25 protein-coding genes and 1 pseudogene are annotated in these 25,789 nt (G+C 66.6%); 7 read left to right on the top strand and 19 right to left on the bottom strand.

The features are described 5' to 3' along the window. Positions 1–156: 156 nt before the first annotated feature. The 9 genes from AC1RQK_RS02300 to AC1RQK_RS02260 all read right to left on the bottom strand — a co-directional run bounded on the left by AC1RQK_RS02300 (position 157) and on the right by AC1RQK_RS02260 (position 12,427). The gene (locus tag AC1RQK_RS02300; protein WP_492807434.1) at positions 157–1,728 is read right to left on the bottom strand and encodes an acyl-CoA synthetase; all 1,572 of its coding nucleotides are present in this window, start codon (positions 1,726–1,728) and stop codon (positions 157–159) included. Positions 1,729–1,800: 72 nt separating this feature from the next. Then, on the bottom strand, positions 1,801–2,586 hold the full coding sequence (locus AC1RQK_RS02295) for an enoyl-CoA hydratase/isomerase family protein (protein ID WP_492375246.1): 786 nt from the start codon (positions 2,584–2,586) through the stop codon (positions 1,801–1,803). Between the two features lie 85 nt (positions 2,587–2,671). Beyond that, on the bottom strand, positions 2,672–4,672 hold the full coding sequence (locus AC1RQK_RS02290) for an acetyl-CoA carboxylase biotin carboxylase subunit (RefSeq protein WP_492807431.1): 2,001 nt from the start codon (positions 4,670–4,672) through the stop codon (positions 2,672–2,674). Between the two features lie 39 nt (positions 4,673–4,711). Then, a complete protein-coding gene (locus tag AC1RQK_RS02285) occupies positions 4,712–5,866 on the bottom strand; it encodes an acyl-CoA dehydrogenase family protein (protein ID WP_492375248.1) in 1,155 nt (384 codons plus the stop codon). Positions 5,867–5,921: 55 nt separating this feature from the next. Next, positions 5,922–7,544 (bottom strand): acyl-CoA carboxylase subunit beta, encoded by a 1,623-nt coding sequence (locus tag AC1RQK_RS02280; RefSeq protein ID WP_492375249.1) that lies wholly within the window; start codon positions 7,542–7,544, stop codon positions 5,922–5,924. 155 nt (positions 7,545–7,699) lie between these two features. Next, positions 7,700–8,602 carry a phosphatidylglycerol lysyltransferase domain-containing protein gene (locus AC1RQK_RS02275; RefSeq protein ID WP_492807429.1) on the bottom strand — a complete coding sequence of 301 codons (903 nt, stop codon included), beginning with the start codon at positions 8,600–8,602 and terminating at the stop codon, positions 7,700–7,702. Beyond that, positions 8,599–9,411 (bottom strand): TIGR03084 family metal-binding protein, encoded by an 813-nt coding sequence (locus AC1RQK_RS02270; RefSeq protein ID WP_492807427.1) that lies wholly within the window; start codon positions 9,409–9,411, stop codon positions 8,599–8,601. Before AC1RQK_RS02270 ends, AC1RQK_RS02275 begins: the two co-directional genes overlap by 4 nt. A 108-nt stretch (positions 9,412–9,519) precedes the next feature. Beyond that, positions 9,520–10,290: an AraC family transcriptional regulator gene (locus AC1RQK_RS02265; RefSeq protein ID WP_492375252.1), complete on the bottom strand. Its 771-nt coding sequence runs from the start codon at positions 10,288–10,290 to the stop codon at positions 9,520–9,522. 298 nt (positions 10,291–10,588) lie between these two features. After that, positions 10,589–12,427, bottom strand: a complete 1,839-nt coding sequence (locus AC1RQK_RS02260; protein WP_492807425.1) for an acyclic terpene utilization AtuA family protein — start codon at positions 12,425–12,427, stop codon at positions 10,589–10,591. A 277-nt stretch (positions 12,428–12,704) separates the two neighbouring features. On the opposite strand from AC1RQK_RS02260, the gene AC1RQK_RS02255 reads away from it, so the two are divergent. Then, positions 12,705–14,273 (top strand): fatty acid--CoA ligase, encoded by a 1,569-nt coding sequence (locus AC1RQK_RS02255; protein ID WP_492375254.1) that lies wholly within the window; start codon positions 12,705–12,707, stop codon positions 14,271–14,273. Between the two features lie 162 nt (positions 14,274–14,435). Here AC1RQK_RS02255 and AC1RQK_RS02250 read toward each other — a convergent pair whose 3' ends face one another. After that, on the bottom strand, positions 14,436–15,404 hold the full coding sequence (locus tag AC1RQK_RS02250; protein WP_492807423.1) for a DNA-binding protein: 969 nt from the start codon (positions 15,402–15,404) through the stop codon (positions 14,436–14,438). Between the two features lie 122 nt (positions 15,405–15,526). Between AC1RQK_RS02250 and AC1RQK_RS02245 the strand changes: the two genes are divergently transcribed. From AC1RQK_RS02245 to AC1RQK_RS02230, 4 genes are all read left to right on the top strand, one after another. After that, the gene (locus tag AC1RQK_RS02245) at positions 15,527–16,687 is read left to right on the top strand and encodes a site-specific integrase (protein WP_492807422.1); all 1,161 of its coding nucleotides are present in this window, start codon (positions 15,527–15,529) and stop codon (positions 16,685–16,687) included. A 230-nt stretch (positions 16,688–16,917) separates the two neighbouring features. Further along, entirely contained in the window at positions 16,918–17,334 is a 417-nt protein-coding gene (locus AC1RQK_RS02240; protein WP_492375257.1) for a hypothetical protein, read from the top strand. A 182-nt stretch (positions 17,335–17,516) separates the two neighbouring features. Beyond that, entirely contained in the window at positions 17,517–18,488 is a 972-nt protein-coding gene (locus tag AC1RQK_RS02235) for a GGDEF domain-containing protein (protein ID WP_492375258.1), read from the top strand. A gap of 101 nt (positions 18,489–18,589) precedes the next feature. Beyond that, a complete protein-coding gene (locus AC1RQK_RS02230; RefSeq protein WP_492375259.1) occupies positions 18,590–19,009 on the top strand; it encodes a hypothetical protein in 420 nt (139 codons plus the stop codon). Between the two features lie 21 nt (positions 19,010–19,030). On the opposite strand, the gene AC1RQK_RS02225 is transcribed toward AC1RQK_RS02230, so the two are convergent. The 8 genes and pseudogenes from AC1RQK_RS02225 to AC1RQK_RS02190 form a co-directional block, all read right to left on the bottom strand. Next, positions 19,031–19,219: a hypothetical protein gene (locus AC1RQK_RS02225; RefSeq protein ID WP_492375260.1), complete on the bottom strand. Its 189-nt coding sequence runs from the start codon at positions 19,217–19,219 to the stop codon at positions 19,031–19,033. A gap of 214 nt (positions 19,220–19,433) precedes the next feature. Further along, positions 19,434–19,688: pseudogene (locus AC1RQK_RS02220) on the bottom strand (TCP-1/cpn60 chaperonin family protein); the annotation flags it as partial. 41 nt (positions 19,689–19,729) lie between these two features. Further along, on the bottom strand, positions 19,730–20,017 hold the full coding sequence (locus AC1RQK_RS02215) for a co-chaperone GroES (protein WP_492375261.1): 288 nt from the start codon (positions 20,015–20,017) through the stop codon (positions 19,730–19,732). A gap of 142 nt (positions 20,018–20,159) precedes the next feature. After that, on the bottom strand, positions 20,160–20,540 hold the full coding sequence (locus AC1RQK_RS02210) for a hypothetical protein (protein ID WP_253931045.1): 381 nt from the start codon (positions 20,538–20,540) through the stop codon (positions 20,160–20,162). 239 nt (positions 20,541–20,779) lie between these two features. Beyond that, positions 20,780–21,346: an Hsp20/alpha crystallin family protein gene (locus AC1RQK_RS02205; RefSeq protein ID WP_492807418.1), complete on the bottom strand. Its 567-nt coding sequence runs from the start codon at positions 21,344–21,346 to the stop codon at positions 20,780–20,782. An 89-nt stretch (positions 21,347–21,435) separates the two neighbouring features. Further along, a complete protein-coding gene (locus tag AC1RQK_RS02200; protein WP_492807416.1) occupies positions 21,436–21,843 on the bottom strand; it encodes an Hsp20/alpha crystallin family protein in 408 nt (135 codons plus the stop codon). 15 nt (positions 21,844–21,858) lie between these two features. Continuing rightward, positions 21,859–22,299, bottom strand: a complete 441-nt coding sequence (locus AC1RQK_RS02195; RefSeq protein WP_492375264.1) for an Hsp20/alpha crystallin family protein — start codon at positions 22,297–22,299, stop codon at positions 21,859–21,861. A 486-nt stretch (positions 22,300–22,785) separates the two neighbouring features. Continuing rightward, on the bottom strand, positions 22,786–23,235 hold the full coding sequence (locus AC1RQK_RS02190) for a PA2169 family four-helix-bundle protein (protein ID WP_492375265.1): 450 nt from the start codon (positions 23,233–23,235) through the stop codon (positions 22,786–22,788). Between the two features lie 343 nt (positions 23,236–23,578). On the opposite strand from AC1RQK_RS02190, the gene AC1RQK_RS02185 reads away from it, so the two are divergent. Next, positions 23,579–23,956 carry a hypothetical protein gene (locus AC1RQK_RS02185; protein ID WP_492807413.1) on the top strand — a complete coding sequence of 126 codons (378 nt, stop codon included), beginning with the start codon at positions 23,579–23,581 and terminating at the stop codon, positions 23,954–23,956. A 22-nt stretch (positions 23,957–23,978) separates the two neighbouring features. On the opposite strand, the gene AC1RQK_RS02180 is transcribed toward AC1RQK_RS02185, so the two are convergent. Continuing rightward, positions 23,979–24,788 carry a sulfite exporter TauE/SafE family protein gene (locus AC1RQK_RS02180; protein WP_492375281.1) on the bottom strand — a complete coding sequence of 270 codons (810 nt, stop codon included), beginning with the start codon at positions 24,786–24,788 and terminating at the stop codon, positions 23,979–23,981. A 123-nt stretch (positions 24,789–24,911) separates the two neighbouring features. On the opposite strand from AC1RQK_RS02180, the gene AC1RQK_RS02175 reads away from it, so the two are divergent. Continuing rightward, positions 24,912–25,763 carry an AraC family transcriptional regulator gene (locus tag AC1RQK_RS02175; protein WP_492375266.1) on the top strand — a complete coding sequence of 284 codons (852 nt, stop codon included), beginning with the start codon at positions 24,912–24,914 and terminating at the stop codon, positions 25,761–25,763. Positions 25,764–25,789: the final 26 nt, after the last annotated feature.

The following is a 25,789-nucleotide window of genomic DNA, read 5'->3' as shown; positions in this document are numbered from 1 at the left end:
CGCCCGGCAGGGTCGGCTTTCTTCTCGTTAGTCTTCTTTGCCGACGCAAAGAAGAGTGACCGGCAGCCCCCGCAGGGGGATGTCGTATGGCCCTTGGGTGCAAAAACCAACGCCGCTAAAAGAGACAGCAAACCCGCCATGCACCACCCAACACCCTTACCCCTCCCCCATCTCCCTCAACCTCACCTTCAACACCTTCCCCGTAGGATTACGCGGCAACGCCGCCACCACCCGCAACGCCCGCGGCAGCTTGTACCGCGCCAGCCGCAGCTCCGCAAACGCCTGCAGGGCTTCCAGCGTCAGGCTGGCGCCCGGCTTGAGCGCCACCACGGCAACCACATGCTCGCCCCAGCGCTCGTCGGGCGCGCCGATCACGGCGACTTCGGCAATGGCCGGGTGCTCGTACAGCACGCTTTCGACTTCGGCCGGGTAGACGTTCTCACCGCCGGTGATCACCATGTCCTTCAGGCGGTCGCAGACGTAGTGGAAGCCTTCTTCGTCGACATAGCCGACGTCGCCGGTGCGGAACCAGCCGCCTTCGTAGAACGCCGCGGCGGTGGCTTCCGGGCGGTTCCAGTAGCCCTTCATGATGTTGCCGCCACGCGCGCAGATCTCGCCGCGGGCCTGCGGCTCGGTCAGTGGCTTGCCGTCGAAGTCGCGGATGCAGACTTCGGTCATCATGGCCGGTGTGCCACAGGAGCCGAGCTTGTCCTGCGCGCGCTCCGGGGCCAGGAAGGTCGTCGCGGCGGCGGTCTCGGTCAGGCCGTAGCCCTGGTTGACCGGAATGCCGCGCCCGGCGAACAGGCGCAGCAGCGGCTCGGGCATGGGGGCGCCGCCGACCGAAATGGTTCGCAGGCTGGACAGGTCCGCCCGCGCGAAATCCGGGTGCTGGCTGACGAACAGCAGCATGGCGGGCACCGCGAAGCTGACCGTCACGCGGTGCTCGGCCACCGCCTGCATGACGGCTGCGGGGTCGAAGCTGCGCTGCAGCACGAGATGGCCGCCCGCCATCAGGATGGGCAAGCTCACGCAGCACATGCCGCCAACATGGAACAGGGGCGCGAAATTGAGCGCGACGTCGGTGCTGGCGAGGTCGCTCAGCATCATCACGTTCAGGTTGTTGGCCCAGAAGTTGCCATGCGTGAGCATGGCGCCCTTGGGGTGTCCGGTGGTGCCCGAGGTGTACATGATCGCGGCGATATCGTCCGGATCGGTGGGCACGGGCGGCAGCGCAGCATCGGCTTGCGCCATCCGCGACGACAAACCTTCCCAGCCCGGCGCATCGGTGCGGCGCAGGTAGCGCTGGCACTCCAGCGTCGGGCGCGCTTCATCGATCAGGCCGGCGTAGTCTTCATCGGCAAACAGCGTATGCACGCCGGCATCGTTAAGGATAAAGGCCAGCTCCGGCCCGGTGAGCCGGAAATTGAGCGGCACGAAGATGGCGCCCAGCCAGGCGCAGGCGAACTGCGTCACCAGGAACAGCGGGTCGTTCAGGCCCAGGTAGCCCACGCGCCGGCCGCGTCCGACGCCGCCCGCCGCCAGCACGGCAGCCATCTTCTGGGCGTCGGCCACCAGCTCGGCATAGGTCCAGGTCTGCCCGGCGCAGGTCAGCGCGGGGCTGCGGGGGCTGCGCGCAGCGCGGCGGTGCAGCCATTGCGCCATGCCGAGCGCCAGGAAGGCGGCGCTGTCCGCTTGGGTGGACGATGTTGTCGACGATGCATTGTTCATAGGCTGCTTCCTTGTTCAGTCGTTGCAGACACCGCCAGCGCGCCCTGCCCGGCGCGCGCCTCGCCGGTTGTTTTACCTGCCGGTCCAGACCGGCTTGCGCTTTTCGTTGAAGGCGGCCAGGCCTTCGCGCGCGTCTTCGGTCATCGCCAGCAGCGCGATCTGGCTTTCGGTATAGGCGATGCCTTCGGGAAAGCTCATCGACGCCATGGCTTGCATGGCGTACTTGCCGCGCCGGATCGCGGTGGGCGACTTGTCGGCCACGCGGGCGACCAGCCATTCGGTGCGCGCGTCCAGCTCGCCCGGCGCGGCCAGGTGGTTGACCAGCCCGGCGGCCTTGGCCTCGGCGGCGGAAAACGGCTCGCCGCTGATGCACCACTCGCGCACCAGCCGGGGCGGCGCCAGCGTTTGCAGCAGACTCAGCACTTGCATCGGGAACACGCCCACCTTGACCTCCGGCAGGCCAAACAAGGCGTTCTCGGCGGCCACCGCCATATCGGTCATGCACAGCAAGCCCATGCCGCCGGCCATGCAGGTGCCGTTGATCCGCGCAATGCTGGGCAGCGTGGCTTGCTGGGATTCGCGCAGCATGTCGGCGTAGTCCACATTAGGCTGCGAGAGGTCGAAGGCAAAGCCCTTGCCTGGCTGCAGGTCGCCACCGGCGCAGAAGGCCTTGTCGCCGGCGCCGGTCAGCACGATGGCGCGGATGGCGGGGTCTGCGTGCGCAGCGCGGTAGCCCGCCCGGATGCCGGCCACGACTTCCTTGTTGATGGCGTTGCGCTTGTCGGGCCGGTTGATGGTGATCCAGAACGCGGCGCCGCGTTTTTCATGGAGGACGGCTGGGGTTTCCGATTCGCTCATGGTGCTCCGCTGGTTAGTCTGTCTCTATGGGTTGGGAAGCGGTCTGATGGGTGCCGTGGCAACAGGCTCAGGCCACTCGGAGGGCTCAGGCGGCAGCCTTGACCGGCTCCGCCGGCGGCGCCTCGAACTCGATCTCCGCGATCACGCGCATGGCGGCGGCCTGATCGCCAACCTGTACGTGCACGGCGCCAACCCGGCCGGCGGCCGGGGCCACGTGGATGTGCTCCATCTTCATGGCTTCCAGCGTGACCATGGGCTGGCCCGCCTCGACCTGGTCGCCGATGGCCACCATCACGTTGACCACGCGGCCATTCATCGAGGCGCGCAGCTTGCCGTCCCCGGCAACCTCGCCAGCCCTGGCAGCAGCGGCCCGGGTGTGGTCCTCGATGCGCAGCGGCGTGCCCTGGTAGTGCAGCAGCAGCGTGCTGGCGTCGCGATGGAAGGTAGCGCTCTCGACCAGGCCATCGCAGCTGAAACGTACCGAATGCGCGCTTAGCGTGATGGTCTCGAAGGCAAAGCGCGCCTCGCCCATGGCAACCGCGAAGCGATTGCCTCCGCCATATGCCAGGCTGGCCTGATGCTCCGCCCCGTTGACCCGGTAGCGCAGGCCGATGGGCAGCGTGGGGGCCAGGCTCGCGGCTGGCTCGCCCGGCTGGCGCTCCGGCGAGGTTTCATACAGGAGCAGCGCCGCCAGCGCGGCGGCCCGCTGGCGTAGTGCCGCATCGGGTTGCAGCAGCGCGTCCTGGTGCTGGCCGATGAAGGCGGTGGTGGCCTCTCCCGCGGCAAAGGCGGGATGGGCGAGGCAGCGGCCAAGGAACACCTGGTTGGTGGTCACGCCAAGCGCCACCAGGTCCGCCAGGCCTTGCGACAGCTTGCGCCGCGCTTCGTCGCGTGTACCACCGTAGCTGATGAGCTTGGCGATCATGGAGTCGTAGTACGGCGGGATTGTGGCGCCACTGCCCAGCGCGTGCTCCACGCGCAAGGCGCACGGGGCCTGCCACAGTGCAATCTCGCCGCTTTGCGGCATAAAGCCTTGATCGGCGTCTTCGGCGCACAGCCGCACTTCGATGGCGTGGCCGGAAAAGCGCACGTCTTCCTGCTTGAGCGGCAACGGCTCGCCTGCGGCAATCCGCAGTTGCAGCGCCACCAGGTCCAGGCCGGTGATGGCCTCGGTCACGGGGTGCTCCACCTGCAGCCGCGTGTTCATCTCCATGAAGTAATAGTTGCCGTCGCGATCGAGCAGGAACTCCAGCGTGCCCGCGCCTTCGTAGCCGATCGCCTTGACGGCGGCCACGGCGGTAGCGCCCATGCGGGCCCGCAGCTCGGCGCTCACCGCGGGCGATGGCGCCTCTTCGATCAGCTTCTGGTGGCGCCGCTGCACCGAGCAATCGCGCTCGCCCAGGTGGATGGCGTTTCCATAGCGGTCCGCCAGGATCTGGATCTCGATATGGCGCGGTTCCACCACGGCCCGCTCCAGGATCACCTCGGGGTCGCCGAAGGCGCCCTGCGCTTCCGAGCGCGCGCTGCGCAGCAGCTCGGGAAAGGCCCGCGCGTGCGGCACCAGCCGCATGCCCCGCCCGCCCCCGCCTGCCGTGGCCTTGATCATGACCGGGAAGCCGATGCGCTCGGCCTCGGCGCACAGGCGCGCCTCGTCCTGGTCCTCGCCCTGGTAGCCCGGGATGCACGGCACGTCCGCGGCCATCATCAGCCGCTTGGCGCCGGCCTTGTTGCCCATGGCCACGATGGACTCGGCCGACGGGCCGATGAATACCAGCCCCGCTTCGCGGCAGGCGCGGGCAAAAGCGGCATTCTCCGCCAGGAAGCCGTAGCCGGGATGCACGGCATCGGCGCCGCAACGCCGCGCTGCCTCGATGATGGCGTCGATGCGCAGGTAGGACTGCGCCGGTTGCGCCTCGCCGATATACACCGCCTGGCCGGCTTCCTGGACATGGCGCGCGCCGGCGTCGGCGCTGGAGTAGACCGCCACCGTGCGGTAGCCCAGCGCGGTGGCGCTGCGCATCACGCGCAAGGCGATTTCGCCCCGGTTGGCGATCAGGATCTTTTGGAATGGCGTGGGCTGCTTCATGGTGGCCTGGTCTGCTCTCTTGTCTTTAGCTTTGAACGCTTACTTCGACTGGGGGAAGGTGCCCATGAACTTGCACAGGATCTGCATCATGACTTCGTCGGCGCCGCCGCCGATGGAGGTGAGCCGCCCGTCCCGGAAAATGCGCGAGATCGGGCTCTCCAGCACGTAGCCCATGCCGCCCCAGAACTGCAGGCAGCGGTCCGCCACCTCACGCGACAGCCGGCCGGCCTTGAGCTTGGCCATGGTGGCCAGGCGGGTGGCATCCTCGCCGCGCACCATCATCTCCACGGCGCGCCAGCACAGGGCGTGCAGCGCTTCGACCTCGGTCTGCAGCTCGGCCAAGGTGTAGTGCACCCACTGGTTGTCCAGGATGGAGCGGCCAAATGCCTTGCGCTCGCGGGTGTACTCGATGGTGAGATCGATCGCCTTGGCGCATCGGCTGGCGGAGCTGAGCGCGCCCCACAGGCGCTCTACCTGGAACTGTTCCATCTGGTAGGTAAAGCCCATGCCTTCCTCGCCGATGCGGTAGCGCTGCGGCACCCGCACGTCGTCGAAGTACAGCTGCGCGGTATCGGACGAGTCCATGCCGATCTTGCGGATCTTCTTGGCCACTGAAACGCCGCGGGTCTTCATTGGCACCACGATCAGCGTCTTGTTGCGGTGCGGCGCTCCGTCCGACGTATTGGCCAGCACGCAGCAGAAGTCTGCCTGGGTGCCATTGGTGGTCCACATCTTGCCGCCGTTGATGATGTAGTCGTCGCCGTCGCGCCTTGCAGTGGTCTTGATCGAGGCCACGTCGGAGCCGCTGCCCACCTCCGAGACGCCCAGGCAGGCCACGTACTCGCCGCGGATCGCGGGCGCCAGGAATTCGCGGCGCAGCTCCGCGCTGCCGTGGTGGGCCAGGGCCGGGGTAGCCATGTCGGTCTGCACCCCGATGGCCATGGGCACGCCGCCGCAGTTGATGTCGGAGAGCGTTTCCGCCAGCACCGCGCTGTAGGAGTAATCGAGCCCCATGCCGCCATCCTCTTCCGGCTTGGACAGGCCCAGCAGGCCCAGATCGCCCATCTTGCGGAAGACGTCATGCGCGGGGAAGATCTCGGCCTCTTCCCAGGCGTCCACGTGCGGATTGATCTGCTCGGCGATAAATCGCTTGATGGTGGCGCGCAGCGCCTCGTGTTCGGGTGTCAGTAGCATGTCGCTGGTCTCCGTTCGTTCTTTTGCATGTCTGTTCTGGCTGAGTCGCTGGTCGTCAGGGCCGCGCAACCCCGAATTGCATGGCTTGCGGCGTCCTGGCATCGCCCTCGCGGCAGACCGCCAGCACATTGGCCAGCACCGCGCGCGTATTGCGCGGGTCGATCACGCCGTCGTCCAGCACGTGGGCGCTGGTGACAAACACGCTCATCTGGCGGTCGAAACGCTCGACGATGCCTTTCTGCAGTGCTTCCAGCTGGTCGGCATCGGCCTGCCCGCCTTTGCGCTTCATGGCGGCCTCGGTCACGATGGCCATGGTGCGCGCGGCCTGCTCGCCGCCCATCACGGCGGTCTTGGCATTGGGCCAGGAGAAGCAGAAACGCGGGTGGAAGCCGCGTCCGCACATGCCGTAGTTGCCCGCGCCGAACGACGCGCCGCAATAGATCGTGATCTGCGGCACGGTGGCGTTGCTCACCGCCTGGATCATCTTGGAGCCGTGCTTGATGATGCCGGCTTCCTCATAGCTGCGGCCCACCATGAAGCCGGTGGTGTTGTTCAGGTAGAGGATGGGCGTGCGCGACTGGCAGCAGGCCTGGATAAAGTGCGTGGCCTTGGTCGCGCCGGCCGGATCGATCGGGCCGTTGTTGGTGATGATGCCCAGCGGCCAGCCCTCGATCTTGATATGGCCGCATACGGTGGCGCCGCCGTAGTTCTCGCCGAACTCCAGGAAGTCGGAATCGTCGGCAATGCGCGCGATCACCTCCTTCATGTCGACAGGCCGCTTATGGTCCATCGGCATCACGCCGAGCAGCTCCTCGGCATCAAAGCGCGGCGGCTTGTAGCTGCGCGGCGCGGCGGCGGGCTGGTCGCGGTGCCAGTCGATCTTGCCCAGGATCTCGCGGGCGATGCGCAGCGCATCGCGGTCGTCCTCGGCCAGGTAGTCGCCCAGGCCGGAGACCGAGGTATGCATCACGGCGCCACCGAGCTCCTCCTCGGTGGCCACTTCGCCCGTCGCTGCCATCAACAGCGGCGGGCCTGCCAGGAAGGCGCGCGAGCGGCCGCGCACCATGATGATGTAGTCCGACAAGCCGGTCTGGTAAGCCCCACCCGCCGTGGACGAGCCATGCGTCACCGTCACCACCGGCAGCCCGGCAGCCGACAGGCGCGCCAGGTTGCGGAACAGGTTGCCGCCCCGCACGAAATCCTCGACCTTGTAGGTCATCAGGTTGGCGCCGGCACTCTCCACCAGCTGCACATAGGGCAGCTTGTTCTCGAGCGCGATCTCCTGCACCCGCAGCTGCTTGTCCAGCCCCTTGGGTTGCAAGGCGCCGGCGTTGATGCCTGAGTCCGAGGCGCTGATCATGCAGCGCAGGCCCGACACAAAGCCGATGCCCGCGATCAGGCCGCCGCCGGGCACGCTCTTGTCCAGGTCGGGGTTGTCCAGCCCCAGCCCGGCCAGCGACGACAACTCGATAAACGGTGCGCCCGGGTCCAGCAGCAATGCCAGCCGGTCGCGCGGCAGCAACTGCCCGCGCTTCTCGAAGCGCTCGCGCGAGGCGGCGGACAAACTGGCGGCGCGCTGCTCGAAGGCGCGGATACGCTCCAGCAGTGCCAGCATGCCGGCACGGTTGGCCTGGAATGCTTCACTGCCGGCGGAGAGTCTGGATTCGATATTTGCCATGTGGGTTCACTGTTCAGGGGCGGTGCGCCGGTGTGAAGCCATGGTAGGGGTGGGAGCCGGCAGGGTCTTGCGAGAACTGGCTGTGCTGCTTCGCGCCGTTCTGCCTTTGTGCCTTTGTGCTTTTATGCCTTTGTGTGACAGATGCCGGAAGTACGTCAACTCACCCGCAATTGCACCCTGAACTTCGGCAGTAACGCGCTCGGCGCATAGGAGAGCTTGGTCTGACGGAAGTTGTCCAGCCCCATGTCCTGTTCGAAATTCAGCCACGCTACCGGGCGTGGATACGCCGTGCAGAAGTGGTGGAACATGTACTGGTAGATGCCCTTGCAGGCTGCCAGGCCTTTGGCGAAGCGCATGGCGAAGACCGTTGGGCGGATCTCCTGCGCCAGCACGAAACCCACGGGCTGCCCTGCTATCTCGTACAGGAAGCCTTCCAGGCCGAGTCGTTCGGCGTGTTGGAGGGCCTCGCCGCAGGGGGTGTCGTCGGCTTCGCCGTGCGCCTTGTGCTTGGCTTGCATCCAGCCTTCATGCACGGCCAGGGCCTGGTCGGCCAGCCCCGGGTGGTAGGCGCGCGCGGTGACGGCATGCGTGGCCAGCAGTTGCTTCATCAGGTTGCGCTTCTTGGCCAGCGTCGTGCCGCGATAGGCTGTGAAGTTGGCGGCGGGATAGAGATAGTCGGCGTCGGCGCGCGATGCCGTCCAGGTGAAGATGGCGGGGTCGAGCCGCGCGACCTGGGCCGTGGACAGCGGATAGAAGCAGGCGTGCTCGCGCAGCAGCGCCCGCAGCACGTCAACCGGTGCGGTTTCCAGCGCGAACAGCGGCAGCACGTGGCGCGCGCCGTCATAGGTCACACCGCTGATATGCGGATGGTCGCCGCCGACATAGCGGTAGGCGTGCGCTTGCCGGAACAGGTACAGGTTGGCGAAGGCGTGCTCGGAGAGGCAGGTTTCGCCGGCGTCGGCGCTGAGCTTGCGCAGCGCTGCGTCGATCCCGGCGGCAAGCGCCGGGACCAGCGGCTCGCCGTGCGCGGCCTGAATGGGCGCTGCGGTGCCGTTCACCCTGCCGAAGCCGTGCGCAACACGCGCGTGCCGGCAGCCGGCCCGGTGGCGGGCGGCCCGGCGAAGCACTGGGCCTGCGCCAGCCATTGCCGGGCCGGCCCGGCGCTGTATTGCAGGCGGGTATCGTCCAGATGGCGGCGCTGCGTGACCAGCAGGCAGAAATCTTCCGCGCTGCCGCGCACGTAGTTGTCCTGCTGCGGTTCGTTCCAGGTCCACACGCTGCCATCGGGCGCGCTCAGCGCGATATAAGGCGCGGGCCCCGGCACCGGCTCACCGCGGTTGACGAAGGTCCAGCCGTAGGTGGTGGCGCCGATATGCGCGATGTGCTTGAGGCGGGCGGTGGGCGCGCGGGCCTGGCCCGCCGTATCCCAGATGTCCTGGCCATGGGCCCAGGTCTCCATCAGCCGCGCGGTGGCAAAGCTGCGGGCGCTCATGGGTGGACCGTACCAGGGCAGGCGGGCCTTGGGGTCGAGCGCGGCCAGCGTGCGCACCAGCTGCTCGTACAGTGGCTGCCAGTACGCCAGCAAGGCGGGGCCGTCCAGGTGGCCGTAGGTATCGCGCGCCACGGCGCTGATATGCCCGCCTCCTGCCATCAGCGCATTGAGCGCTTGCGCGTCGCGCAGGAAGGCTTGCGGGTCGGTGGCCGCCTGCAGCGCGGTCTGGTCGAAGTAGCACAGGTGGGCGATCTCGTCCCAGGCGCTCCAGTCATAGAAGGCGCTTGGCTCGCGCCATTGCGCGGGGGTGAGCGTGGCGCAAAGGGCGGCCAGCTCGCGGTACTCGTCCAGCAGGTCCTGGCAGGTTGCTTTCATGGGGCGTATCCGGCTGCCGTTGGCGGCAGGCTTGGCAAGGTTCGATGGCTTCGATTCTGGCGCGCGGCGCGCCATTGGTCTTGTGCAAAGTGATCGCCGCCTGGCCAGCTACGCGGGGCGATAGGCAGTCATTGGCGGCAGGCCATGCAGCGCGAGCTTGCGCGAGCCCGCGAAGATGTCGCGCGGCTTGAGACCGTACACGCGGCGGATGGAGTGGCTGAAGTGCGTGGAATCCGGATAGCCGGTATCCAGCGCGACCTCGGCCAGGTTGGCCTCCTGGGTGACGTAGTGCAGCAGGCTGCGGGCGCGCTTCCAGGTGCGGAACGTGCGGAACGGCGTGCCGACCTCCTCCTTGAACAGGTGCAGGAAGCGGGAAAACGACAAGTTGGCGTCGCGCGCATGGTCGCTGGCGGCGCTACGCCCGCCCGGGTCGGCCTTGATCTGACGCACCGCCGCATCGATGCGCCGATCGAGCGCACGCGGCGCCAGCGGCTCGCCCAGCAGCAGCGCATCGAGCAGCCCGGCGCCCAGCTCCGGCCGCCGCATGCCGCGCAACTGGGTGATCAGGTCGCGCGCATGCTGCGCCATCCGCGGGGCCGCCAGTGCGCCGCCCGGACCGCGCAGCGGCAGGGGCAAGCGGGACATATCGACGGTCTCGGGCTCGATCAGGAAGCCGCACAGGCTGCGGCTGTCGGAAGCGATGCGGTGCGCAGCGTAGGGCGGCACGAAGGCGATCTCGGCGGTTTCCCACTCGCCATCCGCCACGCTCAGGCGAAACGGCGCGTCCAGCGCCACATAAAGCAGGATGGCGCCGATCGAGCGCACCGACGGCGCGCCGAGCAGCCCAACGTAGAGCACGCGGTCGGGGTCGATCCACATGAAACTTCCGCTCGGGCGCCTGCATGGCAGGTCCGTGGCGTCCGGTGTGCATGGCAAAACTGGCTGCATCTGGGTCTCACTGTTCGCGGCGCCGCGCGTGGCGGATGTGGCGGATGTGGCTGATGTGACTGACGGCTGGCGCCTGGTTCGGCAAGAACGCGCGGGCAGCCGCCCTGCGGCCTTGCGCGCCAGCGTCATGATGCCAGCGAAGGCGGCTGAAGAGGCGCCGGATGGGGGTTTATCCCGATGCCGCATGCCGCATGCCGTCGGCATCGGGATAGACCCCATCCGGCCTGGCTCAGGCGCCCAGTGCCCGCGCCAGCGCCAGCGCCGGCGGCACCCGCACCGGCATGGCCAGCAGGACCTGGCCCATCCCCTTGCCCAGCGGATCGTTGCGCAGCGACGCCATGCCGCCGCCGCCCAGCGCCTGCTCGCACAGGAAGTTGAAGGCGCCGATGCCGGGCAGGAAGTAACGCGTCACCCTGCCCTTGACGTTGTGCGCAAGGAACGCGGCCACCGCAGCCTCTGTCAACTGCGCTGCGATCAGCGGCAGGTAGGCGGCGTCGCGCGCGATGATGCCGATGTTGGAAAAATCGCCCTTGTCGCCACTACGCCCGTACGCCAGCCGGATCAGCGGCACATCGACCCAGTCTGCGGCAGGCTCGGTAGCGGCAGATGGCGTCGACGCGCGGGCTGGCTCGGCCGCCGGCACCGCGCCAGTTGGCGCATCGCTTGCGCAGGCCATGGTCGCGGGCAGCGGCACCGGCTGCTCGTCAAGCCACACGGCGGGCTGGACCCGCGTTTTTGGCACCAGGAAGGGAAACTGCTTGATGGCCATGCTGACGGATGGCCGCCCGCCTACCCCGGTGGTGCCGGGCGACCATGAAGTGCCTGCCGGCGCAATCTCTCGCGCGAACATCTCCAGCGCGCGCTTGTCCGGATGCGTCACCGCCAGCCACATCACCGCCTCGAACAAGGCAGGTTGCGGCACATGCGGGCCAAAGGCCGCGGCGGTGCCCAGCACGTCCAGCCGGGTCTCGGTGAAATCCGGCTGCCCGGCCCGTGCCAGCATGCCGCGCGTGCGTGCCAGGAAGGCCTCGCCGCTGCGGCGCGCCTTGCGCACGGCATCGAAGCCCACGATGGTCAGTTGCGCCGAGCAGCGATAGCCGTCGGCATAGGTGGCCGAGACCTTGTAGCTGGCGCTAGGCGGGCGGCCCTTGGCGCCCTGGACTTCCACCAGGTCCGTCCCGGCCTGGCGCAGCGTGACGCCGGTGAAATCGCAGATCACGTCAGGCAGCAGGTAGGCGGCCGGATCGCCTATCTCGTATAGCATCTGCTCGCCGACGGTGGCCGGGCTGACCAGCCCGCCGGTGCCGGGCGGCTTGCCGACCAGGAAGGTGCCATCCGCCCGGCAGGTCACTACCGGGTAGCCGATATTGGCCCAGTCCGGTACCTGCTCCCAGTCGGTGTGCAGGCCGCCGGTGGCCTGGCAGCCGCACTCGATGATGTGCCCCGCCAGGCTGCCCGCGGACAGCAGGTCGTAGTCGGTGGGGCTCCAGTTGAACTCGTGCATCAGCACGCCCAGCGTCACCGCGCTGTCCACGCAGCGCCCGGTGATCACGATATCCGCGCCGGCATCCAGCGCGGCCCGGATCGGCACGGCGCCCAGGTAGGCGTTGGCCGTCAGGATGCGGGCCGGCATCGCGGCGCCGCTTTGCATGTCGCGCGTGCCTGCCTCGCGCAGCGCGTCGAGCTGCGGCAGCAGGTCGTCGCCATCGACCACCGCCACCCGCACCGTCACGCCGAGTTCCTCGGCCAGCTTGCGCACCGCCGCCGCACAGGCCCGCGGATTCACGCCGCCGGCATTGCTCACGATGCGGATGCCCTTTTCCATGGCTGGCTTGAGCACCGAGCGCAGGGCCCCGGTGACAAAATCCAGCGCATAGCCAGCTTCCGGATTCTTCAGCCGCGCCGCCGCCAGCAGCGACATGGTGAGCTCAGCCAGGTAGTCGAACACCAGGTAGTCGATGTCGCCCTTGTCCACCAGCTGGACCGGGCCGATTGCGCTGTCGCCCCAGAAACCGGAGGCGCCGCCTATCCGCACGTTTTCCTTGCCCTGCCGACTTTGCTTGTTCATGGACGCGCTTCCCCTTTCGCCTCAGTCATCGATTGCCGTTGTCATCGGCGAGTCATGGCTCGCCGGCCTTGCTGGCACGATAGCGAGTTGCGGGCATGACGTCTTGCGTCAATTGGCTTCGGCGCAGGGCGCCCTGGCGGATCCATATATGCAAAGTGCAAATCGTTATTTCCCAAAAAGAGACGCTGGCTTTATATTCGACCGCTTTCTTTCGGCCGTTCTTGCCGGCTTGCCTTGCCCGCCGGCGCCCCCCCACCCCCGCTGTTGGAGCATTGCCTTGAGCCACGTCCTTACCCTGGGCGACACCCTTTCCTGGCCCGCGCGCTACCTGCCACGCAAGACCGCGCTGGTCGCCGGCATGGGACCGAGCCGCCGCACCTGGACCTATGCGGAGCTGGACGCGCAGGTGAACCGCCACGCCCATGCGCTGCTGTCGATCGGCGTAGGCCATGGCGATGTGGTTGCGGCGTTCCTCTACAACACGCCAGCCTTTGTTTTCAGCATGCTGGCGGCGGCCCGGGTAGGCGCGATCTTTAATCCGATCAACTACCGGCTGGCCGCGCAGGAACTGGCCTTCATCCTGGAGGACGGCAAGGCCAGCGCCCTGCTGTTCGAGCAGGAAGGCTGCGCCGTGGTGGAAAAAGCCGCCGAGCTGGCCTCGGGCACAACACGCTGGATCTACGCGGACCCCGAGCCGGCACCGGCCTTTGCCACGCACCACCTGGCCACGCTGGCCGCGGGGCAGCCGCATGACGCGCCCGGCATCGCCGTGATTGAGAACGATCCCTGCATCCTGATGTACACCAGCGGCACCACCGGCCGCCCCAAGGGCGTGCTGCACACGCATCGCAGCAAGCTCGCGCACAACGCCATGATGCATCAGGCCATGACGCTGTCGCGCGAGGACGTGGGCTTGTCGATTGCGCCGCTGAACCACACGGCGGAGCTGCACACCAGCTTCCTGCCGCGCCTGCAACTGGGCGCCACGCAGGTGCTGCAGCGGCGCTTCGATGCCGGCGAGGCCTGGCAACTGGTCGAGGCCGAGAAAGTCACGCACTTCTTCGCCGCGCCGACCATGGTCGGCATGCTGCTCAACCACCCGGACGCCCACGCGCGCGATGTGTCGTCGCTGCGGCTGGTGGAGTACGGCGGCGCATCGATGGCGCCGCACCTGATCCGCGAGTGGGACCGCGTGGTTGGCGCGGGCTTGGTGCAGGTGTATGGCACCACCGAGATGGGGCCCTGCATGTCCGTGCTGTATCCGCATGAGCAGCTCAGCCACGCCGGCTCGGCCGGCCTGCCCTCGCTCAATCACGACCTGGTGGTTGCAGTGCTGCGCGAGGACGACGCCCCGACCGATCCGGCCCAGCCTTGCGCACCCGGAGAAGTCGGCGAGATCCTGGTGCGCGGCCCGTGCATGATGGCCGGCTACCTGAACCGCCCGGATGCCAATGCGCGCGCCCTGGCCCACGGCTGGTACCACACCGGCGACCTCGGCAGCCTGGACGAGGACGGCTACCTGTGGGTGCGCGATCGCATCGACTACATGATCAATTCGGGCGCCGAGAACGTGTATCCGCGGGAAGTCGAGGATGCGCTGATCGAGCACGCTGCCGTGCTGGAAGTGGCGGTCATCGGCGAGGCGGATGCTACCTGGGGGCAGGTTGTCGGCGCCTATGTGGTGGTCAAGCCCGGGGCACAAGCTACCGCGGCATTGCTCGACGGCTTCCTGGTGCATGGCGACCGCCTGGCTGCCTACAAGCGGCCGCGCCGGTATCACTTTGTCGATGCGCTGCCGAAGACCACGAGCGGGAAAATCCAGAAGCACCTGCTAAGGGGGACGTAAAGGAGTCGGGTCATGGAAATGCATGAAGATCAATGGCTTATCGGCATGTCCAAATGTCAGGTGTTAGGTGTTCCGGTGTGGAAACATTCCGGAGATTTCCAATAAATTCAACCGGTTGCGCCCTACTGTCAATGCTAGATCTAGCATCAGGATAGACCCTCCTCACACCTTGAATCTCGGTGGCCGGGCGGGCCTGATCGGGCGACTCTTTCGTATTGGCGGGCGTGCTGCCCGCGCGATATCCGCGTCCGGCTCTCCCCGGTTTTCCAATTGCTGCCGGTACTCGGCCAGCAAGCCATCCTGCTGCCGGACCCGCTCATCCAGCACAGCCACGGCATTCCCTACCTTTGCCAGTTCCTCGGCCTGCCGCCCCGCGGCTTCGGCCGCGTCGGCCAGTTTTTGCTGGGCCGCCTTGCGCTCGTTGTCCAACTGACGCTGCCCTTCGCGCAGCGCTACCCGCGCGCCGTCCAGTTCCAGCGCCATGCGCCGCTCATTGGCGCCAAATCGATCCGCCATGGTTTCGCGCTCCTTGTCCCAGGCGGCGCGCTGGCTAGCGGTATCGCGCAGCAGCGCGTCCTTCTCTTGCTGCGCGCGTCCCAGCGCGGCACGCATGGCGTCGTTCTCCGCTTGCTGCGCCACCAGTTGCGCCTCGGCGCGGGCGGCGCGTTCGCTGGCTTCATCGCGGGCGCGCGCCAGTTCGGCCAGGGCGTTGTCGGCGGCGTCCAGTTTTGCCATCAGGATGGCGCGCTCCTGCGCCAGCGCGGCCTGCTCCGCCTCGACGGCTGCCCTCGCCAGCGCCAGTTCCGATTCTCGCGTGGCATAGCTCGCCGACACGGTGGCCCGGGCCTCGGCTTGTGCCGCATCCCATAGATAGCGTGCGGCCTGGTTCACCGGTTCAGGCAGGTTCGCTGGCGCCGCAAACGCCTGCGGGTCCTGCAAACGGGCGCCCAGCCCGGCGAACCAGGCATCCAGGTGCGGGCTGACGGTGTTTGGCGAGCCGCGCCCAAGATGCAGCCGGATCCGTTCGATGGTGGGGCGCTGGCCGGCCAGCAGCAAGGCATCGGCGGCTTGCCAGACATCTTGCTGGGTGATGGAACGGGAGCGCGTGGCGGGCAGATTGGCGTTTTGCATGGTCCGGGCAAGTTTTTTGGCGGCGTTGGATCTCGCCCCAAAGATAAGGCACGATAATGAATGGTTATCGCGCCTTATCTGGTGTTTGTGTATAATTTAATACAGCATACATCATATTTATTATGATTTCACAAGAGCCACTCTTATTCCTCGGTGACAAGGCCGAAAACTCGCCAAAGCACCCCGATTCCTCCAGCCTGAAGCTCGCTCATGCCGATTTTCCCGCGCCGCTGCGCCCGTCCGAACTCGACCCGCTTGGCCGCCAGGCCGCCGAAGCGCTGTACCGCGAGGGCGAATCCGCCAACACGGTGGCCAGCTATCGTTCCGCCCTACGGTATTGGGCAGGTTGGTTCGCGCTGCGCTACGGCCAGCCGATCGCCCTTCCCCTGCAGCCGGCGGTCATCATCCAGTTTGTCGTAGACCACGCCACGCGGACCACGCCCCAGGGCCCGGTCAGCGAATTGCCGCCGGCCATCGACGCGGCACTGGTCGCCAGCGGACTCAAGGCGCGTACAGGCCCGCCGGCATTGGCCACGCTGATGCACCGGCTGGCCGTGATTGCCAAGGCGCATCGGCTGGAAAACCTGGATAACCCCTGTGCCGACCCGGCCGTGCGTGAGCTGGTGGCGCGCACGCGCCGGGCCTATGCCAAGCGCGGCGAGCGCCCGGCGCGCAAGGCGGCGCTGACGCGTGAGCCGTTATCCCGGCTACTGGAGACCTGCGACGATTCGCTGATCGGCCTGCGCGACCGTGCGCTGCTGCTGTTCGCCTGGTCCAGCGGTGGCCGGCGGCGCTCCGAGGTGGCGGGCGCCACCCTGGCCAACCTGCGGCGCCTCGCGCCGGGCGAGTTCGTCTATCAACTGGGCTGGTCCAAGACCAACCAGGCCGGAGCCGACCTGCCGGACAACGCCAAGCCGGTGATCGGCGCGGCGGGCGCGGCGCTGGAGGCCTGGCTAAAGGCGGCAGCGATTGGCGATGGCGTGATCTTCCGGCGCGTGCGCCGTGGCGGGCATGTGGGCGAAGCGCTGTCCGACGCCGCCGTGCGCAAGATCGTCAGGCAGCGTTGCGAGGCGGCCGGGCTGGAGGGAGATTTCTCGGCGCACTCGCTGCGCTCGGGCTTTGTGACCGAGGCAGCTTCGCGCCAGGTGCCGATGGCCGAGGCCATGGCCATGACGGGGCACACCAGCGTGGCGACGCTGGTGCGGTACTTCCGGGCGGCGGATGCGCGGCGCTCGGTGGCGGCTGACCTGATCGGCGTGCTGGACGAGGATGCCGAGCGGTGACAGCTGATGCCGCCTTCCACGTGTAGTTCTCCTTGATGCAAGGAGAACGTCTCAAATCTGATTCTATTGCCGAGAATGCAAGGGCGCCAGGATCATGGGAGAACGGTCGGCACCGCTGGACAAGCCGCCCTGGGACGGACAAGAATATGGGCCGGGTTGCGCACACGCCCACCAGATTCCAGATCGACAATCACGGCGGCCGCCACCGGCGGTGCCAACGGGAGACTGCCATGCGGCACTGGCTTGTCCTGCTTGCGCTTGTCTGCTGCATGGGCGCGGCCCACGCCGGCAAATGCGTAAGCGGCAACAAAACGCTCTACACCGACGCCCCGTGCCCGGCCGGCTGGCAGGGCGCGGCGCTGGGCGGCAATCTCTCTCGTATCAGCCCCGAACCGGCTACCGACGCGGCCAACCAGCAGTTCCTGAAAAAGCGCGAGGCGGAGGAGCGCGAATACCAGGCGCGGCTGGTGCGCGAGCAAAACGAGGCCGCCCGCACCGAGGTCAACCAGTGTTACTGGCTGGCCAACCAGATGCGGCTGCTGGAGTCCGACTACAGTGCGCGCCGCCGGGCTCGCCTGCCGGAGCAGGAGGACTACCGCCGGCGCTACCGCAACCTGCGCGATCAGCAGGCGCGGCTGCGCTGCTGAGGCCATGGACATCGCTCGAATGCCTGTTCGAATGCCTGTTCGATTGCCTCTTCGATTGCCTGTTTGAATTCCGCAAGCCACTACAATACGCGCCGGGTATGCCGATATACAGGCGGTGCGCGTGCAATCGCAGCCCGAGAGCGTGATGTCGCACACCATCCCCTGCCAGTCGCCGAACCCCTATGACGCCGCCTTCGATCCCCGCCAACGAACAGCTTCGGCTGGACACGCTGCGTGCCCTGAATATCCTCGATACCTCGGCGGAAGAGCGCTTCGACCGCCTGACCCGGCTGGCGCGGCGCCTGTTTGGCGTACCCATTGCGCTGGTCAGCCTGGTAGACGCCAACCGCCAGTGGTTCAAGTCCTGCATTGGCTTGTCTTCCACCGAGTCCCCTCGCGAGGTCTCGTTCTGCGGGCACGCGATCCTCGATGACGGCATCCTGCTGGTGCCCGACGCGCTGCTCGACGAACGCTTTCACGACAACCCGCTGGTCGTGGACGAGCCCGGCATCCGCTTTTATGCGGGCTGTCCGTTGTCGGTGGCCAACGGCAGCAAGCTGGGTACGCTGTGCCTGATCGACGTGCAGCCGCGCGAGTTCGGCGAGGAAGACCGCGCCTTGTTGCGCGATCTGGCTCGCATGGCCGAGCAGGAGTTGGCCGCGCTGCAACTGGCCACCATGGACGAGCTGACGCTGTTGTCCAATCGCCGCGGCTTCTCGGCGCTGGCGCAACACGCGCTCAATGTGTGCGAGCGGCTGGACAAGCCTGCCACGCTGCTGTTCTTCGACCTGGATGGTTTCAAAGGCATCAACGACCGCTTCGGCCATGCCGAGGGCGACCGCGCCCTGTCAGTCTTTGCCGCGCAGTTGCGCCAGTCGCTGCGTGACTCCGATGTGATCGGCCGCCTGGGCGGCGATGAGTTCGTGGCGCTGCTGACCAGCTCCGATGCCGCGCTGTGCGAGGCCACGCTGGCGCGCCTGAAGTCGGCCATGGATGCGATCAACGAGCAGGCGGCGCGAGGTTATGACATCGCGTTCAGCGTCGGCTCCGTCCAGTTCGATGCGGCGCGCCACGATGGCACCACCGCGCTGCTGGCCGAGGCCGATGCGGCCATGTATGCCAACAAGGCATCCCGCAAGGCAAGCCAGCGCTAACCCTAGGGGTTGCTGCCAAGCCACGCGCCCACCGCCGGGCGCGCCCTCCTGCCTATACTGACAAGCAGCCCCACTGAGCCAACAAGAAAAGGAGAACGGCTATGTCACACGAGCAATTCCTGGCCAAGCAGGAGGATCGCCGCAGCGGCCTGCGCGCCCTGCGGGCCGCGCTCCTGAAGGTGCACAAGGAAGTGATCGCGCTGAATCGCGTGGAGTACGAACGCCTGCATGGCCCGATCCCGGCCGGGCTGTTCGTGCAGGTTGTGACCGAGGAGACCTATTTCCGCTGGCTGGACCCGCTCTCGCGGCTGATCATCGAGATCGACGAAGAGCTGGACGCGCCCGAGCATCACGATGAAACCTGCAAGGCGGTGGCCGCGGCCACCGAGAAACTGTTTGGACCCGACAGCGCCCCGGCGTTTCGTGACCGCTACCAGCAAGCGCTGCAGGACGAGTCAGGCGTGATCGTGGCGCACGGGCAACTGATGAAAGTCGTCGCGCAGCTGCGGCAACTGGTCTAGCGGGGCGGCCCGGTGCAGGGGCTACTTCGCAGGCCGGGTGACGCGTCCGTGGTCCACCGAAATCGGGTCGCTTGCGGGAAAGGTTTCCCTCAGGGCTTCGTCGAGCTCTTCTTCCGCGTGGTCGGCCTTGCTGGCAGGCGATGGCTTGGTTTTGGATGGTGCGGGCGCCTTGTGAGGCGTCGGCGCTGCAGGTTTGCTCGCATTGGTCATGGTCATGTCCCTGGACGGGTGAGTGTGACTTGATCTTAGAAGGCTTATGGGCGGGATGCCAATCCTGCGCCGATCGCGGGCGCGCAGGCAGTGCCGGGCTCCGGCGCGTCGGCCAGCGCGCACAGGCAGCCGGCGAAGCCGTCCCGCACCCGGGCGTGCCGCCCAGCACAAGGTCGGCAGCGCGCGCGGCTGTCATGGCCGGAGACCGCCACGCGGCCACGTCGGAAGTCTTGGCCGCAACCTGCTTGACCAACTGGGCCCCCAATGTTTTCGAATTTGTCGCGAAGCTCGATTTCCTTGGTGACCGACACGCCATCCTTGGTAATCAGCGGGGCCCCGAACGATCGCTCGAGGACCACATTACGCCCCTTGGGACCGAGCGTGACCTTGATCGCGTTGGCCAGCAGGTTGACACCCGCCACGATGTGGCGGCGACGGACTCCTGAAACTGGATCTCCTTGGCTGCCATGATGAGACTCCTCGCGAGACTCTGGCCTTATGTTCCTTCCTCTATCCGACGACGCACAGAATGTCCTCGTCATGCATGACCAGCACGTGCTCGCCTGCAAGCTTGACGGTGCTGTCCGTATACTTGCCAAATAGCACGCGCTCGCCGATCTTCACGCTCGGCGCGCTGACACGGCCATCGCCCAGGCGCTTGCCGGGGCCGATGGCCAGGACTTTGCCCTGGTCCGGCATTTCAGCGGCAGTTTCGGGGATGACAATGCCGCCGGCCGTCTTGTGTTCTGCCTCCAGACGTCTGACGATGACGCGATCGTGTAGTGGACGGATGTTCATCGCCTTGCTCCTCATCCAATCACTGTAATCATGAGCTTGACGGGCCGGCCAGTCCTGACACTGTTCGTGCTTGAGAGCCTTAACGCCGATGCCTGGATTCGCGCCACGAGCGTCACTGGCCCAGAAGCCGAATTCTGGCGCTTCACTGAATGGGCGGCACGGCACCGAGCTTTTCGGCCAGCATCCGCTCATACACGCCAAAATGCGTATCCACCTCTGTTTGACTGACTACAACAACGTCAATCGTGACCTGCTCGAGCGCCAGGCCGAACATCGTGGCAAGGGCCACTTCCAGGTGGGGCGCCGCCTCTCTGTCCTTTTCGAACGTCGTGCCGATGCTGATCACGTAAGCATCGCCTTGTGCCGTGACTTCCACCAACCGGGCCCGCGCGCTGAGGTTGTTATCGATCGCGATGGTGACCAACTCCGCCACGCGCCGCGTCCGCTCGGTAGGGAAGCCGCGCGTGCACTTGAGCCGCACCCGATGCCTGCCTAGCGTCACCCACTCAGAATCGAATTTCATCGAAGTCTCCTTCTCGGGAAGCGTTTTCCGCGAAAATAGAGGCCAGTCCCGCGATTTCAAGACCTCAGCTTCGCACGTGGATTCGCTGCAGGGTTGCAAGCCGCACCGCACGTTCCGAGCGCCGCGTATGCCAGAAAGGAACCGCGGAGGTGCTACCTTGCATGGCCAGCAGGAACATCCCGGCGGAGCGCAGCAGGCTCACGCGAGTCCATGCCCTTGAGGCAGCTCGCATCTCCCGCTCACTTCACCTCGATCTTCCTCACCGCAGACTGCGACGCGCCGGTCTTGGGCAGACGCAGCGTCAATACACCGCGGTCGAAGTTCGCCTCGACGTGATCAAGGTCGACGCCATCTGGCAGCGGAATACTGCGCATGAAGGCGCCATATGCCCGCTCCAGCCGGTAGCAGCCGTTTTCCTCGCTCCGAGTGTCCTGCTTCTTCTCACCCCGCAACACCAGGGCGCCATCTTCGATGGTGGTCTGCAGGTCCTCGCGATCCATGCCGGGCAGCTCCGCCGTAATCCTCAGCGCCGTGCCATCATCGACCACATCGATCCGTGGCTGGAAGCGCGACGAACTGAAGTCACCGAACCATCGATCCAGTCCCCCGAAGCCCGCGAAGGGTTCATGCAGAAGCTCGCCCATCGCACGCCATGGGTCGCTTGAAAACAGCCGCGAAACGTCAGGCCAATCCGGTGTCCGGTGCCTTGGCGCGGGAACATTTGATGACTCGCCCGTCGGCTGCCCGTCCTCTGTCGATTTGCGTAGGAACTTGAAGGGGTTCCATTTACCCAGATCGGTTTTCATCTTGTCCTCACCGAATGTCCAGCCAATTTCCGCGGGCACTGCGGTGGCGCCCTTGCGGATGCCACCGCTACCCGGCGGGCGACGGCAACTCACGCGACGTTGACGGCAATGCGGCGTGGGCGCGCTTCGTCGCGACGCGGGATCGTCAGCTTGAGCACGCCGTCCTGCAGGTTCGCCTCGATCTTCGACGCGTCAAGGTCCGCACTCAACGAGAAAGCGCGTGCGAAGTGCGGCTGGCGAATTTCCGCGTGTTGCACCCGCAGTCCTTGGGGGGTGGGCACGACCGCTTCCGCCTCGATATGGAGGTTGCCGTCGTGAACATTCACCTCGAGCTTGTCCCTGGTCACACCTGGAAGGTCGGCCCAGAGGGTGACGCCGTTGCTGTCCTCGACGATGTCGACCGCGGGAAGCAGCGTCATCGTCGGCGTCGACCTGTCTTCCTGATCTTTTGTCACCGCATTCTGGTTGCGTTCAACCATTTGGGTAGTTTCGTTCATGGCATTCTCCTCGCGTTATTGGACCGTGATCGCCCGGGGCTTCGAGGCTTCGCGCTTACCGACACTGATAGACAGGCAGCCGTTGGCATAGCGCGCCTGAACTTTGTCCGGGTCGGCGCTCTGCGGCAATTCGACGACGCGCCGGAACGTGCCTGTGAATCGCTCTTGCGCGTACAGCCGGACCTCCGGATCATCCTCCGCTTGCGCCGTTTCGCGCTCGCCGCTGATGGTCAGCAAGCCCTTGTCGATCGACACCTCGAACTTGTCTGGCTTGAGCCCCGGTGCGAACGCGACGATCTCGATGGAATCGTCCGTGGCGCCGATATTGACGGGGGGAAATGCCCCGAAGCGGCCGGAGCGGATGCTGGATGGGAAGCCGCCGAACAAGCTCGCCATCTGCCTTTGCATGCGGTCGAGTTCGCTGAAGACGTCAGTTCCAAAGAAAAGATCGCTCATGGTTGTATCCTCCTTCGACGCAGCAAGGAGGCGAAGGGGCAACGCGCTCCCATCCACCTGCCAAGCCGCTGGCAAACAAACAGAAACACGCAGCGCGCAATGGTCGCGACTGCCTGAGCAAAAATAAAATAGTAATTGGCCACCCAAATTTCAAGGGGAGCAAGCCTGCGCCGTTCGTGAGATTCGTGCTGCCCCGGTCGCGTTTGGTCACACTCGCTTGCATTGCATCCGCGGCTGGTGCTCCCGGTTGCACGCCGCTCAAACAGGCGGGGCAGGCTCATCGCTTAATCGATAGGCCGTGGGTATTCAAAGTCAATCGCCCCATGTAGTCCGAACACCACTCGCCGGAGCATGCCCTCGACGGCAGCGCCGGCTTGCCTCTCGTTGAGCAGAATCGGGCTGGTCATAGGATGCTGGCCGACGAACGTGGGTGCACCGTCGTACATGCCGATCATGACGAGCCTGACGTGCGGGAGGCGGCTGGCCTCAGGCTGCGCGATAGCGGTTGCGCAGGTCGCGGATCAGGTCGTGGTTGCGTAGCACGCCCTGGTACTGGCGTTCCACCAGCGCACGGACTTCGACGCTCAGCTCGGTTTCCTGCAGCGCGTCGGCGTACTTCTTCTTGGCCACGTCCTCGCCCTTCTCGGTTTCTTCCAGAATGGCGAGATCGTTGCGGTCGGCCACCGCCGTGCGCAGACTGACCCAGCCGCGATGCAGCGCGCCGGCCACGCTGCCGTGTTCCTCGGGCTTGCCGCCGAGCGCCGCCACCTGTGCCTGCAATTCCCTCACGCCGGCGGCGATGTCCGTGGCGCGGCTGGCGAAGAGTGACTTGAGCTCAGGATTCTGGGCATCCTCCGCTGCCTTGAGAAAGCCTTGCTCGCCGTCACGCGAAACTTCGATCAGGTCGTTCAGTATGGAGATATTCTTGTCAGCCATGTGAGCTCCTTGCAGCGTGTTGAAAGACAGTGTTCAAGGGTCCAGGGTTTCAGAACCTCAAAGAGAGTGGCGCCGTGAAGACGACAGCCGATGAAGCGGGCCTTGGCGTCGGCGCTGCAATGCGCCCTGCCTTGCCACCCCTCCACATTACGAAAGGGCGGCCCCGCCGGCTGTAGGGAGAAGGCGCGACGGTTTGTCGGTGCCGGCCTACAGCAGCCCCGCGGACATGGGGGCAAGCCGCAGACAGTTGCCGGCACAATTGACATCCCCATGAAAATTCCACGTGCCCTTCCCGGCATTGCCCGGCATTGCCTGGCAAGGACCAGCCTGAGCGCGCCTGTGCATGCCGATGCGCCCTTGGCACGCTATCTGCCTTGGATCAGTCTTTGCTGCTGTTTCCGGCCGACACTCCTCGGTGGGTTCCGTGATGTTCGATGCCGTCCATGTGCCGCAAGGCGATGTCGATGCGCTGCAGGCCGACCCCGCTGCCGTGCTCTTCATCTGCGAGGCCTACAAGCATGACAAGCCGATCGGCGCGGGTGGCACCGGCGCGATGCTGGTTGCCGCCGCCGCGCGCGCAGCCGGGATCGACGGCGGCTTTGCCGGCCCTGGCGTGGTGCTCGCCAAGAAGGATGGGGCCTCCGAGCACGATGCACTGCTGGAAGCCGTGGGCGAGCATCGCTGGTGGGCGCGCACGGACGCTGCGCGGGTCATGGCCTGAGCGGCCGGCGCCAGGCTCGCGCTTACTTGAACATCATGCTGACCATCACCAGGGCCAGCAGCCCGAGATAGACGCGCGCATGCACGCGGTCGGGGATGCGCCCGGCCAGCGGGGCGGCAAGGCGGATGCCGGCCAGGGCGCCGATCGATAGCAAGCCGAATGCGGCGAGGTCGATGTACCCCAGATAACCACTGCCCAGCGCCACCGGCTGGTACCACGCCATGGCCACATAGGCCAGGGTGCCCGGCACGGCAACCGGCAGGCTCAAGGGGTTCGCCATCGCCGTGGCTTGCGCCATGCTCAGGCCGCGGCGGCGCAGCAGGGGCACGGTCATGACGCTGCCCCCCACGCCGAGGAACGTGGCGACTGCGCCGATCGCCAGGCCGCCCGCCACGGTCTGCGCCTGCCCGAGCCGCTGCGGTGAGTCCTGCCCGGCGCGCGCGAGAAATCCGCGCCGTGCCAGGCAATCCAGCAGCGTGACGCCAAGGTAGGCCACAAAGGCAAGGCGAACCACGTCGCTGCTCGCCAGCGTGGCGGCGCCGGCGCCCATGATGGCGCCCAACCCGATGAATCCCCCCAGCGGCCACACATAGGACCACAGGATGTTGCCTGCCAGGCGATGCTTGCGCGTGGCGAGCGAGGCGCTCAGGATCATCACCGCCGTTGAGGTCGCGACGGCAATATGCATGGCGGACTGGCCTGGCCCATGCGCATCGGCGGCGCTCAATGCGCGGTAAAGCAAAGGCACCACCACAAACCCGCCGCCGAAGCCGAACAAAACAGTGGTCAAGCCAGTCAGGCAGCCGAACAGGACAAAAAGGAGATAGAGCATCGCAAAGGCGGAGTGGGTTCCAGGTGCGCCCACGATACGTGCGGTTGGCATGGCCAACTTTCGAAGATTGGACAATAATATTTGTGTTTCGGCCATTCCACCCTTCCGCCGCCATTTCCTTCCATGCGCAACGTCCGCATCGACGACTACGACCACGTGCCCAGGCCCGTGGTTGCGATCGGCACCGACTACCCCGAGGGCTACCTGCTGCCGCGCCATGCCCATCGCCGCGCGCAGCTGCTCTATGGCGCGACGGGTGTGATGCATGTGGCGACGCACGATGGCAACTGGATCGTTCCGCCGCAGCGCGCGGTGTGGATTCCGCCGGGGATGGCGCATGAGGTGACGATGCTGGGCGTCAGCACGCGCAGCCTGTATATCGAGCCCGGCGCCGTGCCGGGGCCGGGCGATACGTGCCAGGTGGTGGGGATATCGGCCTTGATGCGGCAGTTGCTGATTGGTGCGGTGGAGATGCCGGCGCACTACGATCCCGACGGCCGGGACGGCGCGCTGGTCGCCCTGCTGCTGCATGAGATCGCGGGCATGACGGCGCTGCCCTTGCATATTCCGCTGCCGCGCGATGCGCGGCTCGCGCCGCTATGCCACGCCTTTCTCCGGCAGCCCGACACCCATGATTCGCCGCAACGCTGGGCCCTGGTGCTGCACATGAGCAGCCGGACCTTCAGCCGGTTTTTCCGCGAGCAGACCGGCATGGCGTTTTCGGCATGGCGCCAGCGCGCCTGCGTGGTCCTGGCCTTGTCCCGGCTGGCCGCCGGCGACGCCGTCACGCGCATTGCCCTGGATTTCGGCTACGACAGCCCGGCGGCCTTCTCGACCATGTTCCGCCGCGTGCTGGGCCACGCCCCCACAGAATATTTGCGCCAAGGCATGGCCAGCCCGCGCGCCGCCGGCGCGCCGCTGGCCGCCGCATTGCCGCCTGCCGGCTTGCCCGCCGAAGCCTTGGCCCACATCTAGGCGTGGCGTCGCCGCGCCATTTGTCT

It is taken from the genome of Cupriavidus sp. GW822-FHT02D05, assembly GCF_058802485.1.
This window is presented reverse-complemented; position numbering and strand designations above follow the sequence as displayed.

Excerpts from the sequence above, each read along its gene's own strand:
- AC1RQK_RS02300 (WP_492807434.1), bottom strand. The coding sequence starts at position 1,728 with ATGAACAATGCATCGTCGACAACATCGTCCACCCAAGCGGACAGCGCC.
- AC1RQK_RS02295 (WP_492375246.1), bottom strand. The coding sequence starts at position 2,586 with ATGAGCGAATCGGAAACCCCAGCCGTCCTCCATGAAAAACGCGGCGCC.
- AC1RQK_RS02290 (WP_492807431.1), bottom strand. The coding sequence starts at position 4,672 with ATGAAGCAGCCCACGCCATTCCAAAAGATCCTGATCGCCAACCGGGGC.
- AC1RQK_RS02285 (WP_492375248.1), bottom strand. The coding sequence starts at position 5,866 with ATGCTACTGACACCCGAACACGAGGCGCTGCGCGCCACCATCAAGCGA.
- AC1RQK_RS02280 (WP_492375249.1), bottom strand. The coding sequence starts at position 7,544 with ATGGCAAATATCGAATCCAGACTCTCCGCCGGCAGTGAAGCATTCCAG.
- AC1RQK_RS02270 (WP_492807427.1), bottom strand. The coding sequence starts at position 9,411 with ATGAAAGCAACCTGCCAGGACCTGCTGGACGAGTACCGCGAGCTGGCC.
- AC1RQK_RS02265 (WP_492375252.1), bottom strand. The coding sequence starts at position 10,290 with ATGTGGATCGACCCCGACCGCGTGCTCTACGTTGGGCTGCTCGGCGCG.
- AC1RQK_RS02260 (WP_492807425.1), bottom strand. The coding sequence starts at position 12,427 with ATGAACAAGCAAAGTCGGCAGGGCAAGGAAAACGTGCGGATAGGCGGC.
- AC1RQK_RS02250 (WP_492807423.1), bottom strand. The coding sequence starts at position 15,404 with ATGCAAAACGCCAATCTGCCCGCCACGCGCTCCCGTTCCATCACCCAG.
- AC1RQK_RS02245 (WP_492807422.1), top strand. The coding sequence starts at position 15,527 with ATGATTTCACAAGAGCCACTCTTATTCCTCGGTGACAAGGCCGAAAAC.
- AC1RQK_RS02240 (WP_492375257.1), top strand. The coding sequence starts at position 16,918 with ATGCGGCACTGGCTTGTCCTGCTTGCGCTTGTCTGCTGCATGGGCGCG.
- AC1RQK_RS02235 (WP_492375258.1), top strand. The coding sequence starts at position 17,517 with ATGACGCCGCCTTCGATCCCCGCCAACGAACAGCTTCGGCTGGACACG.
- AC1RQK_RS02230 (WP_492375259.1), top strand. The coding sequence starts at position 18,590 with ATGTCACACGAGCAATTCCTGGCCAAGCAGGAGGATCGCCGCAGCGGC.
- AC1RQK_RS02225 (WP_492375260.1), bottom strand. The coding sequence starts at position 19,219 with ATGACCAATGCGAGCAAACCTGCAGCGCCGACGCCTCACAAGGCGCCC.
- AC1RQK_RS02215 (WP_492375261.1), bottom strand. The coding sequence starts at position 20,017 with ATGAACATCCGTCCACTACACGATCGCGTCATCGTCAGACGTCTGGAG.
- AC1RQK_RS02210 (WP_253931045.1), bottom strand. The coding sequence starts at position 20,540 with ATGAAATTCGATTCTGAGTGGGTGACGCTAGGCAGGCATCGGGTGCGG.
- AC1RQK_RS02205 (WP_492807418.1), bottom strand. The coding sequence starts at position 21,346 with ATGAAAACCGATCTGGGTAAATGGAACCCCTTCAAGTTCCTACGCAAA.
- AC1RQK_RS02200 (WP_492807416.1), bottom strand. The coding sequence starts at position 21,843 with ATGAACGAAACTACCCAAATGGTTGAACGCAACCAGAATGCGGTGACA.
- AC1RQK_RS02195 (WP_492375264.1), bottom strand. The coding sequence starts at position 22,299 with ATGAGCGATCTTTTCTTTGGAACTGACGTCTTCAGCGAACTCGACCGC.
- AC1RQK_RS02190 (WP_492375265.1), bottom strand. The coding sequence starts at position 23,235 with ATGGCTGACAAGAATATCTCCATACTGAACGACCTGATCGAAGTTTCG.
- AC1RQK_RS02185 (WP_492807413.1), top strand. The coding sequence starts at position 23,579 with ATGCCGATGCGCCCTTGGCACGCTATCTGCCTTGGATCAGTCTTTGCT.
- AC1RQK_RS02180 (WP_492375281.1), bottom strand. The coding sequence starts at position 24,788 with ATGCTCTATCTCCTTTTTGTCCTGTTCGGCTGCCTGACTGGCTTGACC.
- AC1RQK_RS02175 (WP_492375266.1), top strand. The coding sequence starts at position 24,912 with ATGCGCAACGTCCGCATCGACGACTACGACCACGTGCCCAGGCCCGTG.